This window comes from Acidimicrobiales bacterium (assembly GCA_035630295.1).
In the GTDB taxonomy this organism is placed as follows: Bacteria; Actinomycetota; Acidimicrobiia; order Acidimicrobiales; family Iamiaceae; genus Iamia.
The window spans coordinates 409,643-424,082 of record DASQKY010000042.1 but is presented as its reverse complement, the minus strand read 5'-3'; the positions used below and the strand labels follow the sequence as shown (position 1 = coordinate 424,082).

14 protein-coding genes are annotated in these 14,440 nt (G+C 73.9%); 2 read left to right on the top strand and 12 right to left on the bottom strand.

The window, feature by feature from the left end; translation table 11 throughout:
- Positions 1–67 precede the first annotated feature (67 nt).
- Both VEW93_12220 and VEW93_12215 read right to left on the bottom strand, forming a co-directional pair.
- Entirely contained in the window at positions 68–2,608 is a 2,541-nt protein-coding gene (locus tag VEW93_12220) for an ATP-dependent Clp protease ATP-binding subunit (GenBank protein ID HYI62558.1), read from the bottom strand.
- A 190-nt stretch (positions 2,609–2,798) separates the two neighbouring features.
- Positions 2,799–3,389, bottom strand: coding sequence for a TIGR00730 family Rossman fold protein (locus VEW93_12215; GenBank protein ID HYI62557.1), 591 nt, complete (start codon positions 3,387–3,389; stop codon positions 2,799–2,801).
- A 61-nt stretch (positions 3,390–3,450) separates the two neighbouring features.
- On the opposite strand from VEW93_12215, the gene VEW93_12210 reads away from it, so the two are divergent.
- Together VEW93_12210 and VEW93_12205 are read left to right on the top strand one after the other, a co-directional pair.
- The gene (locus tag VEW93_12210; GenBank protein ID HYI62556.1) at positions 3,451–4,536 is read left to right on the top strand and encodes an ATP-binding protein; all 1,086 of its coding nucleotides are present in this window, start codon (positions 3,451–3,453) and stop codon (positions 4,534–4,536) included.
- Between the two features lie 21 nt (positions 4,537–4,557).
- The gene (locus VEW93_12205; protein ID HYI62555.1) at positions 4,558–5,187 is read left to right on the top strand and encodes a response regulator transcription factor; all 630 of its coding nucleotides are present in this window, start codon (positions 4,558–4,560) and stop codon (positions 5,185–5,187) included.
- An 84-nt stretch (positions 5,188–5,271) separates the two neighbouring features.
- Here the strand turns inward: VEW93_12205 and VEW93_12200 are convergent, their stop codons facing one another.
- From VEW93_12200 to VEW93_12155, 10 genes are all read right to left on the bottom strand, one after another.
- Positions 5,272–5,874: a methylated-DNA--[protein]-cysteine S-methyltransferase gene (locus tag VEW93_12200; protein HYI62554.1), complete on the bottom strand. Its 603-nt coding sequence runs from the start codon at positions 5,872–5,874 to the stop codon at positions 5,272–5,274.
- Positions 5,871–6,740, bottom strand: coding sequence for an alpha/beta fold hydrolase (locus tag VEW93_12195; GenBank protein ID HYI62553.1), 870 nt, complete (start codon positions 6,738–6,740; stop codon positions 5,871–5,873). Before VEW93_12195 ends, VEW93_12200 begins: the two co-directional genes overlap by 4 nt.
- Before the next feature lie 100 nt (positions 6,741–6,840).
- Positions 6,841–7,479 (bottom strand): hypothetical protein, encoded by a 639-nt coding sequence (locus VEW93_12190; protein ID HYI62552.1) that lies wholly within the window; start codon positions 7,477–7,479, stop codon positions 6,841–6,843.
- 89 nt (positions 7,480–7,568) lie between these two features.
- Positions 7,569–8,540 (bottom strand): NAD-dependent epimerase/dehydratase family protein, encoded by a 972-nt coding sequence (locus VEW93_12185; protein ID HYI62551.1) that lies wholly within the window; start codon positions 8,538–8,540, stop codon positions 7,569–7,571.
- Position 8,541: 1 nt separating this feature from the next.
- Positions 8,542–10,167, bottom strand: a complete 1,626-nt coding sequence (gene lysS, locus VEW93_12180; GenBank protein HYI62550.1) for a lysine--tRNA ligase — start codon at positions 10,165–10,167, stop codon at positions 8,542–8,544.
- Between the two features lie 51 nt (positions 10,168–10,218).
- Complete coding sequence (locus VEW93_12175) at positions 10,219–11,034, bottom strand: type III pantothenate kinase (GenBank protein HYI62549.1); 816 nt, start codon at positions 11,032–11,034, stop codon at positions 10,219–10,221.
- Positions 11,035–11,138: 104 nt separating this feature from the next.
- Positions 11,139–12,014, bottom strand: coding sequence for an amino acid ABC transporter permease (locus tag VEW93_12170; protein HYI62548.1), 876 nt, complete (start codon positions 12,012–12,014; stop codon positions 11,139–11,141).
- A complete protein-coding gene (locus VEW93_12165) occupies positions 12,011–12,658 on the bottom strand; it encodes an amino acid ABC transporter permease (GenBank protein ID HYI62547.1) in 648 nt (215 codons plus the stop codon). The genes VEW93_12170 and VEW93_12165 overlap by 4 nt, the downstream gene beginning before the upstream one ends.
- 55 nt (positions 12,659–12,713) lie before the next feature.
- A complete protein-coding gene (locus VEW93_12160) occupies positions 12,714–13,625 on the bottom strand; it encodes a glutamate ABC transporter substrate-binding protein (protein HYI62546.1) in 912 nt (303 codons plus the stop codon).
- Between the two features lie 22 nt (positions 13,626–13,647).
- The gene (locus VEW93_12155) at positions 13,648–14,388 is read right to left on the bottom strand and encodes an amino acid ABC transporter ATP-binding protein (GenBank protein ID HYI62545.1); all 741 of its coding nucleotides are present in this window, start codon (positions 14,386–14,388) and stop codon (positions 13,648–13,650) included.
- Between the last annotated feature and the right edge of the window lie 52 nt (positions 14,389–14,440).

Here is a 14,440-nt window from a genome sequence, read left to right as displayed (position 1 = left end):
CGACCGGGCCCCCGCCGTGGCGGGGGCCCGAGGGAGCGGGGGTGCGCTCGACGCCGCTGGTGTCGGCCTACTCGGCGGCCGGGCCGGTCTCGGCCAGCTCCACCGGAGGCGTGGGCTCGAAGCCCTCGACCGAGCGGAACACGATGGCCGGCTTGCCGTCGTCCTCGGGGTCGGGCTCGGCGTCGACGATGATGATCTCGCCGGCCCGGTAGCTCTTGTAGAGCAGGCGCTCCGACACCGGGTCCTCGACCAGGCGCTGGATGGCCCGGCGCAGGGGCCGGGCCCCGAGGGTGGGGTCGTAGCCCCGCTCCACCAGCAGCAGCTTGGCCGCATCGGTGAGCTCCAGGCCGATGCCCTGGGCCTCGAGCTGGGTCCGGGTCCGCTTGATCATGAGGTCGACGATGATGGTCACCTCGGCCTTGGACAGCTCGTGGAACACCACGGTCTCGTCGATCCGGTTCAGGAACTCGGGCCGGAAGTGCTGCTTCAGGGCCTCGTTGACCTTCTCCTTCATCTTCTCGTAGGTCACCGCCTCGTCGGACTTGCCGAAGCCCACGTTGGCCTTGCGCAGGTCCTGGGTGCCCAGGTTGGAGGTCATGATCAGCACCGTGTTGCGGAAGTCGACCGAGCGGCCCTGGCTGTCGGTCAGCCGGCCCTCCTCCAGGATCTGGAGCAGGGTGTTGAACACGTCGGGGTGGGCCTTCTCGATCTCGTCGAACAGCACCACCGAGAACGGCTTGCGGCGCACCGCCTCGGTGAGCTGGCCGCCCTCCTCGTAGCCCACGTAGCCGGGGGGCGAGCCCACCAGGCGGCTGACCGTGTGCTTCTCCATGTACTCGGACATGTCGAGGCTGATGAGCGAGGTCTCGTCGCCGAACAGGAACTCCGAGAGGGTCTTGGCCAGCTCGGTCTTCCCCACGCCGGAGGGGCCCAGGAAGATGAAGCTGCCCGAGGGGCGCTTGGGGTCCTTGAGGCCGGCCCGGGTGCGGCGGATGGCCTGGCTGACGGCCTTGATGGCCTGCTCCTGGCCGATGACCCGCTTGTGCAGCTCGTCCTCCATGCGGAGGAGCTTCTTGGTCTCCTCCTCGGTGAGCTTGTACACGGGGATGCCGGTCCAGATGGAGAGGACCTCGGCCACGGCCTCCTCGTCGACCTCGTCGAAAAGGTCGACGCCGGACGCCTTGATCTCGGCCTCCTTGGCCTCCCGCTGGCCGAGCAGCTCCTTCTCCTCGTCGCGGAGCTTGCCCGCCTCCTCGAAGCGCTGGGCCTCGACGGCCTCCTTCTTGCGCTTCACCACGTCGGCGATCTTGTTCTCGAGCTCCTTGTAGTCCGGCGGGGTCTGCATGCGCTTGATGCGCAGGCGGCTGCCGGCCTCGTCGATGAGGTCGATGGCCTTGTCGGGCAGGTGCCGGTCGGAGATGTAGCGGTCGGCCAGGTTGGCCGCGGCGACGAGGGCCTGGTCGGTGATGGTGACCCGGTGGTGGTCCTCGTAGCGGTCGCGCAGGCCCTTGAGGATCTCGATGGTGTGGGCCACCGTCGGCTCCTCGACCTTGATGGGCTGGAAGCGCCGCTCCAGGGCCGCGTCCTTCTCGAGGTGCTTGCGGTACTCGTCGAGGGTGGTGGCCCCGATGGTCTGCAGCTCACCCCGGGCCAGCATGGGCTTGAGGATGCTGGCGGCGTCGATGGCGCCCTCGGCCGCCCCGGCCCCGACGAGGGTGTGGATCTCGTCGATGAACAGGATGATGTCGCCCCGGGTGCGGATCTCCTTGAGCACCTTCTTGAGGCGCTCCTCGAAGTCGCCCCGGTACCGGCTGCCGGCCACCAGGGCGCCCAGGTCGAGGGTGTAGAGCTGCTTGTCGGTGATGGTCTCGGGGACGTCGCCACCGGCGATCGACTGGGCCAGGCCCTCGACGATGGCGGTCTTGCCCACGCCGGGCTCGCCGATGAGCACCGGGTTGTTCTTGGTGCGGCGGCTCAGCACCTGCATGACCCGCTCGGCCTCGCGCTCGCGGCCGATGACCGGGTCGAGCTTCTTCTCGCGGGCCAGCTGGGTGAGGTTGCGGCCGAACTGGTCGAGCACCAGGGAGCCCGACGGCGACGACTCGCCCGAGCCGCCGGAGGTGGCGCCGGCCTTCTCGGGGCCGCTGCCGCCCGAGGACCCGCCGGGGCCCGAGTAGCCGGAGAGGAGCTGGATGACCTGCTGGCGGACCCGGGACAGGTCGGCCCCCAGCTTCACCAGCACCTGGGCGGCCACGCCCTCACCCTCGCGGATGAGGCCGAGGAGGATGTGCTCGGTGCCGATGTAGTTGTGGCCCAGCTGCAGGGCCTCGCGCAGGCTCAGCTCCAGGACCTTCTTGGCCCGGGGGGTGAAGGGGATGTGGCCGCTGGGCGACTGCGTGCCCTGGCCGATGATCTCCTCGACCTGCTTGCGCACCGCCTCCAACGAGATGCCCAGGGACTCCAGCGCCTTGGCGGCCACGCCCTCGCCCTCGTGGATGAGGCCGAGGAGGATGTGCTCGGTGCCGATGTAGTTGTGGTTGAGGAGGCGGGCCTCCTCCTGGGCCAGGACCACGACTCGTCGTGCCCTGTCGGTGAAGCGTTCGAACACCTGGTTCCTCCCTCGTCAGGACCGGGCGGCCCGTCGCAGGATCGTGGGTCGGATCCTACCGCCCGGCCCCGCCGACCCGGCCCCCGGGACGACGGATGAGGACGGCACGCTCCTCCCGACGATGCCACCACCCCCTCCGTCGGCCACCGGCGGCCCGCCGCAAGGGGTGGCGGCCCCCCGTTTCCGGCGGTCAGAGGGTGACGTCGGTCTCGGTCCACTTGCCCCGGCGGGGACGGGACCAGTGGGCGAAGGCGTCGAGGGCGGCACCCACGTCGGGGGCGGTCACGATGCTGGCCCGGGACTCGGCGGTGAGGAACCCGGCGGCCACCGCCCCGTCCAGCAGGGCCACCGCCGGGGCCCAGAAGCCGGCCACGTCGACCAGCCCCACCGGCTTGTCGTGCACCCCGAGCTGGGTCCAGGTCATGGACTCGAACACCTCCTCGAAGGTGCCCAGCCCTCCGGGCAGGGCCAGGAAGGCGTCGGACAGCTCGGCCATGCGGGCCTTGCGCTCGTGCATGCTGGCCGCCACCTCCAGCCGGGTGATGTCGCGCTTGGCGATCTCGACCCGGTCGAGGAAGTCGGGGATGACCCCGATCACCTCGCCCCCGGCGGCCATGGCCGCGCTGGCCACCCGGCCCATGAGGCCGACGGTGCCGCCCCCGTAGACCAGGGCGATGCCCCGCCGGGCCAGCTCGGCCCCGGCGGCGTCGGCCGCGGCGGCGAAGGCCGGGTCGGTCCCCGGGTTCGACCCGCAGAACACGCACACCCGGGCCAGCTCCACGCCAGCATCCTGCCAGGCCCCTCCCCGGCCGGCGGCGGCTGCGGCTGCGAAGCTGGCCCCGATGGAGGCCCCCACGTCGCCGCTCGACCGGGAGGTCCTGGGGGGCCTGGCCGTGTTCCGGGCCGTGGCCTGGGTGTGGACCGCGGTGGTGCTGGTGGTGACCCGGGCCGACCTGGCCCACCCGGCGGTGGCCACCGCCCTGGTGGCCGCCGCCCTGGTCCTGACCGTGGCCCTGGGCGGGGCCTCCCGCCGGGCCCCCGGCCTGCTCCTGCGGCCCGGCGCCGTGGTCCTGGAGGTGGCGGTGGGCGGAGCCCTGCTGGTGGCCGACGAGTGGGTCTACGGCGGGGCCCACCGGGTGTCGCTGGGCACGGCCTGGCCCCTGGCCGGGGTGATGACGGCCGGCATCGCCCTCGGGCCCGCGGCCGGGGCCGCGGCCGGCGTGGCCGTCGGCCTGGGCCGCTACGGCGGCACCCACCTCGACGCCCTGGGCTCGCCCGGCGCCCTGTCGCTGCTGTCCACCACCTTCCTCTACGCCCTGGCCGGGGCGGCGGCCGGGCTGGTGGTGGGCCGCCTGCGCCGGGCCGAGGACGCCATCGCCGCCGCCCGGGCCCGCGAGGAGGTGGCCCGCACCCTCCACGACGGGGTGCTCCAGACCCTGGCCGTCGTGCAGCGCCGGGCCGCCGACCCCGAGCTGGCCGCCCTGGCCCAGGCCCAGGAGCGGGAGCTGCGGGCCATGCTGCTGGGCATCGACCGCCCGCCCGGGGACCTGCTGGCCGAGCTGCGGCGGGTGGCGGCCCGGGCCGAGGCCCGGCACGGCCTGGCCGTCGAGGTCACCGTGGTCGAGGAACCGGGTCCGTTGGCCGCGCCCCTGGTGCAGGCCGCGGCGGGGGCCGTGGGCGAGGCCCTGGCCAACGCGGCCAAGCACGGCGCCGCCGGGCGGGCCGTGGTCTTCGTAGACCCCGGCGACGACGGCTGGATGGCCATCTCGGTCGACGACGACGGCGACGGCTTCGACGTGGAGGCCACGCCCGAGGGTGTCGGCCTGTCCCGCTCCATCCGCGGCCGCCTGGCCGACGTGGGCGGCCGGGCCGAGGTCCGCTCGGCCGCCGGCCGGGGCACCGAGGTCCGCCTCCTCCTGCCCACCTGAGGGCGTGGGACACTGGCCGGCATGTCCGAGCTGGAGGCGGTGCGGGTCGTCGTGGCCGACGACCACCAGATCTGGCGATCCGGGGTGCGGGCCGACCTGGGGTCCTCGTTCCACGTGGTGGGCGAGGCCGGCGACGCCCAGGAGGCCATCGAGGTCATCGGCCGGACCCGACCCGACCTGGTGATCTGCGACCTGAACATGCCCGGCGGCGGGGGCCTGGCGGTGGCCCGGGCCTGTGGCCAGGACACGCCCATCGTCATGCTGACCGTCAGCGAGGCCGAGCGCGACCTGCTCGACGCGGTGGCGGCCGGGGCGGTGGGCTACCTGGTGAAGTCGACGCCGTCGGAGGAGCTGCGCCGGGCCCTGTGGAAGGCGGCCCACGGCGAGCCCGTCTTCTCCCCCAGCCTGGCCGCCCTCCTGCTCGGCGAGTTCCGGCGCATGAGCCGCGACGGCGGGGCCCAGCCCCTCTCCGACCGGGAGCGCGAGGTGCTCCAGCACGTGGCCCGGGGCCACCCCTACCGCCAGATCGGCGAGGAGCTGTTCATCGCCGAGAAGACGGTGGAGAACCACGTGCGCAACATCCTGGGCAAGCTCCACCTGTCCCGGAAGCAGGAGCTCATCCGCTACGCCCTGGAGCACGGCATCGAGTAGCGCCCGGGCCGCGCCCCCGACCGTCGGGCGTGGCCCCGCGACGAGGCCGCGGCGGCGCCCGTCCCGGGGCTGTGGCCCCTCCCGTCAGTCGAACAGGGTGGGCGGGCCGCCGGCGGCGGCCCCTTCGATGCGCAGCATGCGGAGCTTGGTGTCCACGCCGCCGTGGGCCGAGAAGCCCACCGGCCGGCCCCCGGCGCCCATGACCCGATGGCAGGGCACCACGATGGGCACCGGGTTGGTGCCCATGGCCCGGCCCACGGCCTGGGCCGCCCCCGGCTCGCCCACCGCCTCGGCCACCTGGCCGTAGGTGCGGGTCTGGCCGGGCGGGATGGCCCGGACGGCCAGGTACACCCGCCGGTCGAAGTCCGACGCCGAGGCCAGGTCGACGGCCACCCCGGTCAGGTCCACGGGCTCGCCGGCCAGCAGGGTGGTCATGGCCCGCACCGCCTCGACCACCGCGGGCGGGGGCGGGGCCGGCGCCGCCCCGGGGGCCCGGAGCCGCAGGCGGGCCTCGGTGCGGTCCCCGTCGGCCTCGGGCAGCTGCACGGCCTCGATCCCCTCCGGCCCCCAGGCCACCCCGCACGTCCCCAGGTCGGTCGGGAACAGCAGGTAGCCCCGGGCCGCCAGCCCGTCATCCGGCCCGGCGCCGTCCCGCGACGGGCCGGGGACGGGACCGGACCTGCTCACGCCTCCACCACGTCCTGGCGGGGCGCGGTCGCGGCCCGGTCGCCCGGAGCCGACGATGGTTCGGACGCCGCCGAGGCCGCGTCCAGGTGCTGCCGGACGATGCGGTTGAAGGTGCCGACGTGCTCCAACTGGAACAGGTGGGCGCCGCCCCGGACCACGACCAGCTCGGCCCCGGGGATGCGCTCGGCCAGCTCCTCCGAGTCGCCCCGGGGGGTCAGGATGTCCTGGCTGCCCACGGTGACCAGGGTGGGGGCGGTGATGGCGGCCAGCTCGTCGGCCATGGCGTCGTCGGTGGCCAGGATGGCGGCCACCTGGGCGGCGAAGGCGTGCGGGGGCACGTTGAGCACGAGGGGGGCGATGAGGGTGGCCAGCGGCCACACCCGCCGCAGCGAGCGGGGGCCCACCAGCCAGCGCATGTTGTCGCGCACGAACGTCCCCATGCCCTCGGTGGTGGCCACCTCGGCCCACTCGGCCAGCAGCTCCCGCCGCCACGGCAGGTGCCGGCAAGCGGTGCAGGCCAGGGTCAGCGACCGGACCCGCTCCGGGGCCCGGACGGCCACCATCTGGGCCAGGATGCCGCCCATCGAGACCCCGACCACGTGGGCCGACTCGTGGCCGCTGGCGGCCAGCACCCGCAGGGCGTCATCGGCCATGGCCTCCAGGTCGTAGGGACCGGGCGGCTTGTCCGACGCCCCGACGCCCCGGTTGTCGAAGGCGATGCACCGGTAGCGGCTCCCGAAGGCCCGGCGCTGGGGCAGCCAGCCCCGCAGGTCGGTGCCCAGGCCGTGCACCAGCAGCAGGGGCTCGCCCCGCCCCCACACCTGGTAGTGGAGGCGGGTGCCGTCCTCCGCCCTGACGTAAGCCATGCCCGGAGGTTACGGGCCCCCGCCGTTCTGAGACGCCTCTGCCCGTGGGGGTGGGCGCGGGCGCCTCGGAACGGCGACCCGGGAAAGGAGCCCGGGCGAGTCAGAAGCGGCGGGCCGCCTCGGCCAGGAGGGTCTCCACGCCGGCCCGGGCCTGGTCGACCACCTCGGCCACGGCCAGGGGGCCCCGATCGGGGGGGAGGGCCAGGGGTCGGCCCACCAGCAGGCGCCAGTTCCGCCCGACCACCGGGCCGACCAGGGCCACGGGGATCACCGCGGCGCAGGTGTCGAGGGCCGGGGCCAGGGCCTCGGGGACCAGGGGCCCGGCCCGGCGGGGCCGGCTCAGGTCGCGACCCAGGGGTAGGCCCACCAGCTCGCCGGCCCGCAGCAGGCCCCGCAGCTCGTCGGGACGGTCGACCACCGCCCCGAGGGCCCGGCCCACGGTGGCCAGGGGGGCCACGTCGACCAGGCCAGCGGTGCGGACGTGGCGCCCGGTGGCCCGGCGCACGCCCCGGGCCAGCACCACCAGCTCCGACAGGCCGATCCCCCGGTTGTGGACCAGCACCGCCGGGCCCGAGGCCGGGATGCGCTCGGTGCCCTGGGCCTCCACCGACCACCGCAGCCCCACCAGCGGGGACAGGAGGCGGACGGCATCGGGGTCCAGGCCCCACTCGTCGACGTGGTGGGTGCCCTCGAACCGGCGCCGCAGCAGCGCCCCGGCCGACGCCGGCCGCACCGGCACCGTCGGCCCGTCGCCGGGCTGGCCACCCACGGACCCCCCGGCCCGCCGGGACCCGGCCCGACTCGCGCTGCCGCGACCCGAGGCGCCGCTCACGCCGCGTCCCGATCGGCCACCGGGAGGTGCACCACCTCGGCCCACTCGTAGAGGTCGCGGACCACGGCCTCGGTGCTGCGCACAGGGGCCAGGCCCAGGACCTCCTGGCCCAGCGCCCCGTCGGCCGCCCGGCCCCGCAGCAGCAGCTCCACCACGTGGGCCGGCAGCGGCGCGCCGACCAGCTCGCAGGCCAGGCGGGCGGCCAGCCAGCCGGGACCGACGGTGGGCAGGGGCACCCGGCCCCCGAGGCGGACGGCCTGGGTGGGCGTCACCGCCCCGGGCCCCACCACGTTCACGGTGAGGTCGAGGCCGGAGGCCAGGGCCCGGACCACGGCGGCGGAGGCATCCTCCTGGTGCAGCAGCGAGAACGGCGGGTCGGCCACCGCCGACACCGGCACCGCCGGCAACCGCAGGTAGCGGCCCAGGGGGCTGGGGACGTGCGGACCCACCACCGGCGCCACCCGCAGGGTGCACAGGGGCACGTCCGCGGCCTGGGCGGCCCGTGTGGCCATCTCCTCGAGCCGGGCCAGGGTCCGGCCCCACGCCGTGGTGGGCCGGGGCTCGACGGTCTCGTCGGGGCGGTGCGGGCCGCCGCGGGGCCGGCCGTAGACCTCGATGCCGCTGCGGACCACGATGCGGTCGAGGGCCGGGCTGCGGGCCGCGGCGCCCAGGGTGGCCACCGACAGGGCCTCGGTCATGGTCGCGGCCTGGCGCCGGCCGACCCGGGCGTCGGGCTCGAAGGTGCCCAGGTGCACCACGGCGGTGGGCTCGACGTCGGCCACGATCCGGGCGATGCGGTCGCGGTCGTGGGCCGCCACCAGGTGGAACTCGGCCCGGGGGATGCGGTCCCGGGGCGGGGCCACGTCCAGGCCCACGATGGCCTCGACGGACGGGTCGGCCTCCAGCAGGTTGGTGACGCGCGTGCCCAGCTCCCCGCCCATCCCCGAGAGCAGCACGCGGGTGCCCACCTCAGCCCTCCCCGGGACCGGGCTCCGGCCCGGCCGGCCCGTCGCCGTCGGCCGGCGAGCCGTCGGCTCCGTCGGCGTCGGGCCCGGCCTCCGGGCGCAGGGTGGGGAACAGCACCACGTCGCGGATGGACGGCACGTCGGCCAGCAGCATCACCAGGCGGTCGATGCCCACCCCCAGGCCCCCCGTGGGGGGCAGCCCGTACTCCAGGGCCCGGATGTAGTCGAGGTCGACGGCCATGGCCTCGGCGTCGCCCGCGTCGCGCTGGCGGGCCTGGTCCTCGAACCGCTCCCGCTGGTCGACCGGGTCGGTGAGCTCGCTGAAGGCGTTGCACAGCTCCCGACCGGCCACGATGGCCTCGAAGCGCTCGACCTCACCGGGCCGCTCCCGGTGGGGGCGGGCCAGGGGCGAGACCTCCTGCGGGTAGTCGATGACGAACACCGGGCCCCACAGGGCGGCCTCGGTGGTCTTCTCGTAGATCTCCAGGATGACCTTGCCGGGGCCGGCGTCGTCGGCCACCTCCACGCCGTGCTCGGCCGCCACCGCCCGCAGCTCCTCGACCGGCTGGCGCACGTCGAGGGCGACGCCGATCTGCTCCTCGATCAGGTCGGTCATGCGGGCCCGGCGCCACGGAGGGGTGAGGTCGAGGGGCCGGCCGCCGTGGGCCAGCTCGGTGGTGCCGCACAGCTCGCGGGCCAGGTGGGCCACCAGCTCCTCGGTCAGGGTCATCACGTCGCCATAGTCGGCGTAGGCCTGGTAGAGCTCGAGCATCGTGAACTCGGGGTTGTGCCGGGGGGAGAGGCCCTCGTTGCGGAACACCCGACCGATCTCGAACACCCGCTCGATCCCGCCCACCACCAGCCGCTTCAGGTACAGCTCGGGGGCGATGCGCAGGTAGAGGTCGAGGTCCAGGGCGTTGTGGTGGGTGGTGAAGGGGGTGGCCGTGGCCCCGCCGGGGATGGGGTGCAGCAGCGGGGTCTCGACCTCGACGAAGCCCCGGTCCTCCAACCAGCGCCGGGTCAGCGACAGCAGCCGGCTGCGCAGCAGGAAGGTGCGCCGGGCCTCGTCGTTGACCCACAGGTCGGCGTAGCGCTGCCGGTAGCGGAACTCGGGGTCGTCGGTGGGCCGCCACTTGTCGGGGAAGGCCCGGGTCGGCTCGGCCAGGGTGACCCAGTCGCGGACCTTGACCGACAGCTCGCCCCGCCGGGTGCGCATCACCGTGCCCCGGGTGACGCCGATCCAGGTGCCGAGGGGCAGGGCCTTGAAGGCCTCGTAGCGGGGGGTGCCGTCCTCGGTGGCCATGAGCTGGATGCGACCGGGCTTGGCCGAGTCCGACCCACGTTCGGTGTCGTCGGGGGGTCCCGCCGGCCGGGCGCCATCGGTGTCGGCCGCCCGCACCAGGGTGACGAACAGGAAGTTCTTCGAGTCCCGGCGCAGGGCCAGGCGCCCGGCCAGGCGCACCTCGACCTCGGGTCCCTCGGGCTCCTCCCCCGCCTCCAGCCGGTCGGCGAAGGCCCGCTTGAGCGACTCCGGGGTGTGGGTCGGCTCGAAGCGGTACGGCACGGCGGGCACGCTCGGCGCGTCGGCGTCACCCTCGGGGCGCTGGGTGGGGTCGGCGGACGTGGTCACGGGGCGGCAGTGCCTCTCGGGGTCCTGGGCGGGGTCGGTCGGGGCGGGCTACTAGTTCTTGGCGAAGACGAGGCGAAGGCCGTGGAGGGTCAGCCACGGCTCGATGAGCTCGATCGACCGGGTGTAGGGGGCGATCAGCGCGGCCAGCCCGCCGGTGGCCACGATGGTGGCATCCCGGCCCACCTCGTCGACCATGCGATCCACGATGCCGTCGACCTGGCCGGCGAAGCCGTAGACCGCCCCGGCCTGCAGGGCGTCGACCGTGGTGCGGCCGATGACGCTGCGGGGCTCGGCCAGCTCGATGCGGCGTAGGGCGTCGGCCCGCTGGTACAGGGCGTCCAGGCTGATGTCGATGCCGGGGGCGATGGCGCAGCCCAGGAGCTCGCCGTTGCCCGACACCGCGTCGTAGGTGGTGGCGGTGCCGAAGTCGATGATGATGGCCGGCCCGCCGAACACGTCTATGGCGGCGATGGCGTTGGCGATGCGGTCGGCCCCGACCTCCCGGGGGTTGTCGGTGAGGACGGGCATGCCGGTGCGGACCCCGGGCTCGATGACCACCGGCCGGAAGCCGAAGTAGCGCTCGGTCATCTCCCGGAAGGCGGCCGTGGCCCGGGGCACCACCGACGAGATGACGATGCCGTCGATGTCGTCGTCGAAGGAGAAGCCGTGGAAGCCCAGGAACTCCTGGACCATGAGGGCGTGCTCATCCGCGGTGCGCTCGGCCTTGGTGGCGATGCGCCAGTGGTCGAGCAGGCCCTGCTCGCAGCGCGACCCCGAGGAGGCGGCCGACTCCTCGCCCACGGCGCCGGCCCCGGCGTACAGGCCGATGACGGTCTGGGTGTTGCCGATGTCGATGGCGAGCAGCACCGGGGTCCTCCTGGCCCACTCGGGCCTCGGCTGCCGGGGAGCAGATCGCCCTCAGCATGCTCGCCCCCGCTCCCCGCCCGAAATCTCGGTGTTGCCCGGAGGGCTCAGGCCCCACTCCCCGTCCCGCCGGGGACGCCGACGCCCAGCTCGGGGGGCAGCCGGGCCTCACCCCGGTCGCGGCGCCGTCGGCCCCCGCCCTGACGGCGCTCCAACCAGTTGGCCATGGCACTGAGGCTGAGGTTGATGGTGATGTAGATGGCGGCCACGACGATGGCGGTGGGGATGACGTTGCCCACGTTGGTGTAGATGCGCCGCCCACTGCGGAGCAGCTCCGGGAAGGCGACGATGAAGCCGAGGGCCGAGTCCTTGAGGAGCACCACCATCTGGCTCACGATCACCGGCATCATCGTGCGCACCGCCTGGGGGATGAGGACGAGGCGCAGCACCGCCGCCTTGCGCAGGCCGATGCTGTAGGCCGCCTCCACCTGGCCCCGGGGCACGGCGTTGATGCCGGCCCGGAAGATCTCGGCCAGCACCGAGCCGTTGTAGAGGGTGAGGCCGATGACCACCGACGAGTAGGGCCCGGTGTCGATGCCCAGCTCGGGCAGGCCGATGAAGGCGAACAGGATGAGGGTGACCAGGGGGACGGCCCGGAACAGCTCGACGACGGCGCCGCTGAGGATGCGCAGCACCCGGCGCTCGGAGAGGCGTCCGACGGCCAGCACGACGCCGAGGGCGATGGCCAGAACGAGGGCCAGGCCGGCGGCGCGCAGGGTGGCCAGCAGCCCCCGGAGCAGGATGCGCTGCACGCCGGCCCCGCCGAAGGGTGCCCAGTACTCGGACCGGAACTGGCCGGTGTCGTCGAGCCGCTTGGCGACGTAGGCCCCGAGGAGGAGGAGGGCGGCGGCGCCGATGACGCTCCCGACGAGGATGCGCCGCCGGGCCCGGGGGCCGGGCTCGTCGTAGAGGGCGACGGTCACCGCACCGCCGCCACGCGCCGCTCGACGAGGCGGGAGGCGCCGAAGAGGACGGCGGCGAGGACCACGTAGCCACCGGCCAGGGTGAGCAGGAGCGGGATGGTGGCGCTGCCGTCGAGGTTCTGGAGGCGGCGGTAGATGGCGTTGGCCTCGGCCACGTTGAAGGCCACCGCCACCGACGTGTTCTTCAGGAGGGCGTTGAACACCCCGGTGAGCGGGGGCACGATGGCCCGGAAGGCCTGGGGCAGCACCACCAGCGTGAGCACCTGGCGGAAGGACAGCCCCAGCGCCCGGGCCGCCTCGATCTCCCCGGCGGCGACGGAGTTGATGCCGGCGCGCACCGCCTCGCACACGAAGGCCGACGTGTAGGCGGTGAGGGCGACGATGGCGAAGGTGACGAACTCCAGCCGCACCTCCAGACGGGGTAGCCCGAAGGTGGAGAAGACGAAGACCAGGGTGAGCGGGGTGTTGCGAAGGACGGTGACGTAGGTGCTGGCTGCCCAGCGGACGGGCGGGATCGGGCCCACCCGCATGATCGCCAGCAGGGTGCCGGCGACCAGGGCGAGCAGGCCCGACACCGCGAACAGGCGCACGGTCATCGCGAACCCGTCGAGGATCAGGTCACGGTTCTCCCAGACGGTGTCCACCGCGGCCTACCGCGTGCCATGTCGGGTCATGGTCGACCGACCGTGCGCCGTCGCCTCAGTACCGGTCGACCTCCGGGGGCTCGGGGGCCTCGACGCCGCTGGCACCCAGGGTGGCGTCGAAGGCCGACTCCCACGACCCGTCCTCGTAGGCGCCCTCGATCACGTCGTTGAGGAAGGTCCGGAAGTCGTCGTCGCCCTTCTTCAGGCCGATGCCGTAGGGCTCCTCGCTGAACGTCTCGCCCACGACGCGGAACTCGCCCTCGTACTTCGGGTCGGCGGCGTAGCCGGCGAGGATGATGTCGTCGGTGCTCACCGCGTCGATCTGGTCGGCGAGGAGCTGGTCGACGCACTCGGTGTAGGTGTCGAACTCGACGGGCTCGGCCTCGGGGTAGTCGGTGCGGATGCGCTCGATCGGCGTGGACCCGCTGGCGGCGCACACTCGCTTGCCGGCCAGGTCGTCCGGACCGTTGATGGTCTCGTCGTCGGCACCCACGAGGAGGTCCTGGCCGGCCACGTAGTAGGGCCCGGCGAAGTCGACGACCTGCTTGCGCTCGTCGTTGATCGTGTAGGTGGCGATCACGACGTCGACGGTGCCGTTCTCGATGAACGTCTCCCGGTTGGCCGAGACCGTCTCGACGAACTGGATGCCGTCGGGCTCGATTCCCAGCTTGGCCGCCACCAGCTTGCCCATCTCGATGTCGAAGCCCTCGGGCTCCTCCGACTCCAGGCTCACCGAACCCAGGCCCGGCTGGTCGTACTTCACCCCGATCTTGATCGTGCCCGCCTCCTGGAGCCGGGCCATGGTGGATCCCTCCGGGAACTCGGTCTGCTCGACCTCGGGCTCGGGCTCGGTGGAGCCGCCCGAGTTGCTGTCCAGGCCCTCGTCGTCATCCCCGCAGGCGGAGAGGAGGAACGCGAAGGGCAACAGCAGGCAGAGGAGCGTGCGCAGTCGTGGGTGGCGCGTCATCGGAGGAACCTTCCGTCGGGGGTCAGTGGCTGAGGATCTTGGAGAGGAAGTCACGGGCTCGGGTGCTCTCCGGGGCGTCGAAGAAGGCGGCCGGGGGCTGGGTCTCGACGATCTCGCCCTCGTCCATGAAGGCGACGCGGTCGGCGGCTTTGCGGGCGAACCCCATCTCGTGGGTGACGACGATCATCGTCATGCCCGAGGCGGCCAGCTCGACCATGACGTCGAGCACCTCGCTGATCATCTCGGGGTCGAGGGCGGAGGTGGGCTCGTCGAAGAGGATGAGCTTGGGGTCCATGGCCAGGGCCCGGGCGATGGCCACCCGCTGCTGCTGGCCGCCGGAGAGCTCGGCCGGCATGGCATCGGCCTTCTCGGCCAGGCCCACCCGGGCCAGCAGCTCCCGGCTGTGCTCCTCGGCGTCGGCCTTCTTGCGGCCTCGCACCCGCATCGGGCCGAGGGAGACGTTCTGCAGGGCCGTCATGTGGGATAACAGGTTGAAGCTCTGGAACACCATGCCCACGTCGGCTCGCAGACGGGCCAGGGCCGCCCCCTCCTGGGGCAGAGGCTCACCGTCGACGGCGATGGTGCCCGAGTCGACGGGTTCGAGGCGATTGATGGTGCGGCACAGGGTGGACTTGCCCGATCCCGAGGGGCCGATGACGACCACCACCTCGCCCCGGGCCACCGTGAGGTCGACGTCCTTCAGCACGTGGAGGGGCCCGAAGTGCTTCTGCACGTCGGCCATCTCCACGAGCTGGTGGGCCATGGGGTCCTCTCACCGGGCCTCCCCACGGTTCCCGTCCCCGCCAACCCGAAAC

Bases quoted from the DNA above. Each gene is read 5' to 3' on its own strand.
- VEW93_12195 (HYI62553.1), bottom strand. From the start codon at position 6,740: ATGGCTTACGTCAGGGCGGAGGACGGCACCCGCCTCCACTACCAGGTG.
- VEW93_12155 (HYI62545.1), bottom strand. From the start codon at position 14,388: ATGGCCCACCAGCTCGTGGAGATGGCCGACGTGCAGAAGCACTTCGGG.
- VEW93_12210 (HYI62556.1), top strand. From the start codon at position 3,451: ATGGAGGCCCCCACGTCGCCGCTCGACCGGGAGGTCCTGGGGGGCCTG.
- VEW93_12205 (HYI62555.1), top strand. From the start codon at position 4,558: ATGTCCGAGCTGGAGGCGGTGCGGGTCGTCGTGGCCGACGACCACCAG.
- VEW93_12160 (HYI62546.1), bottom strand. From the start codon at position 13,625: ATGACGCGCCACCCACGACTGCGCACGCTCCTCTGCCTGCTGTTGCCC.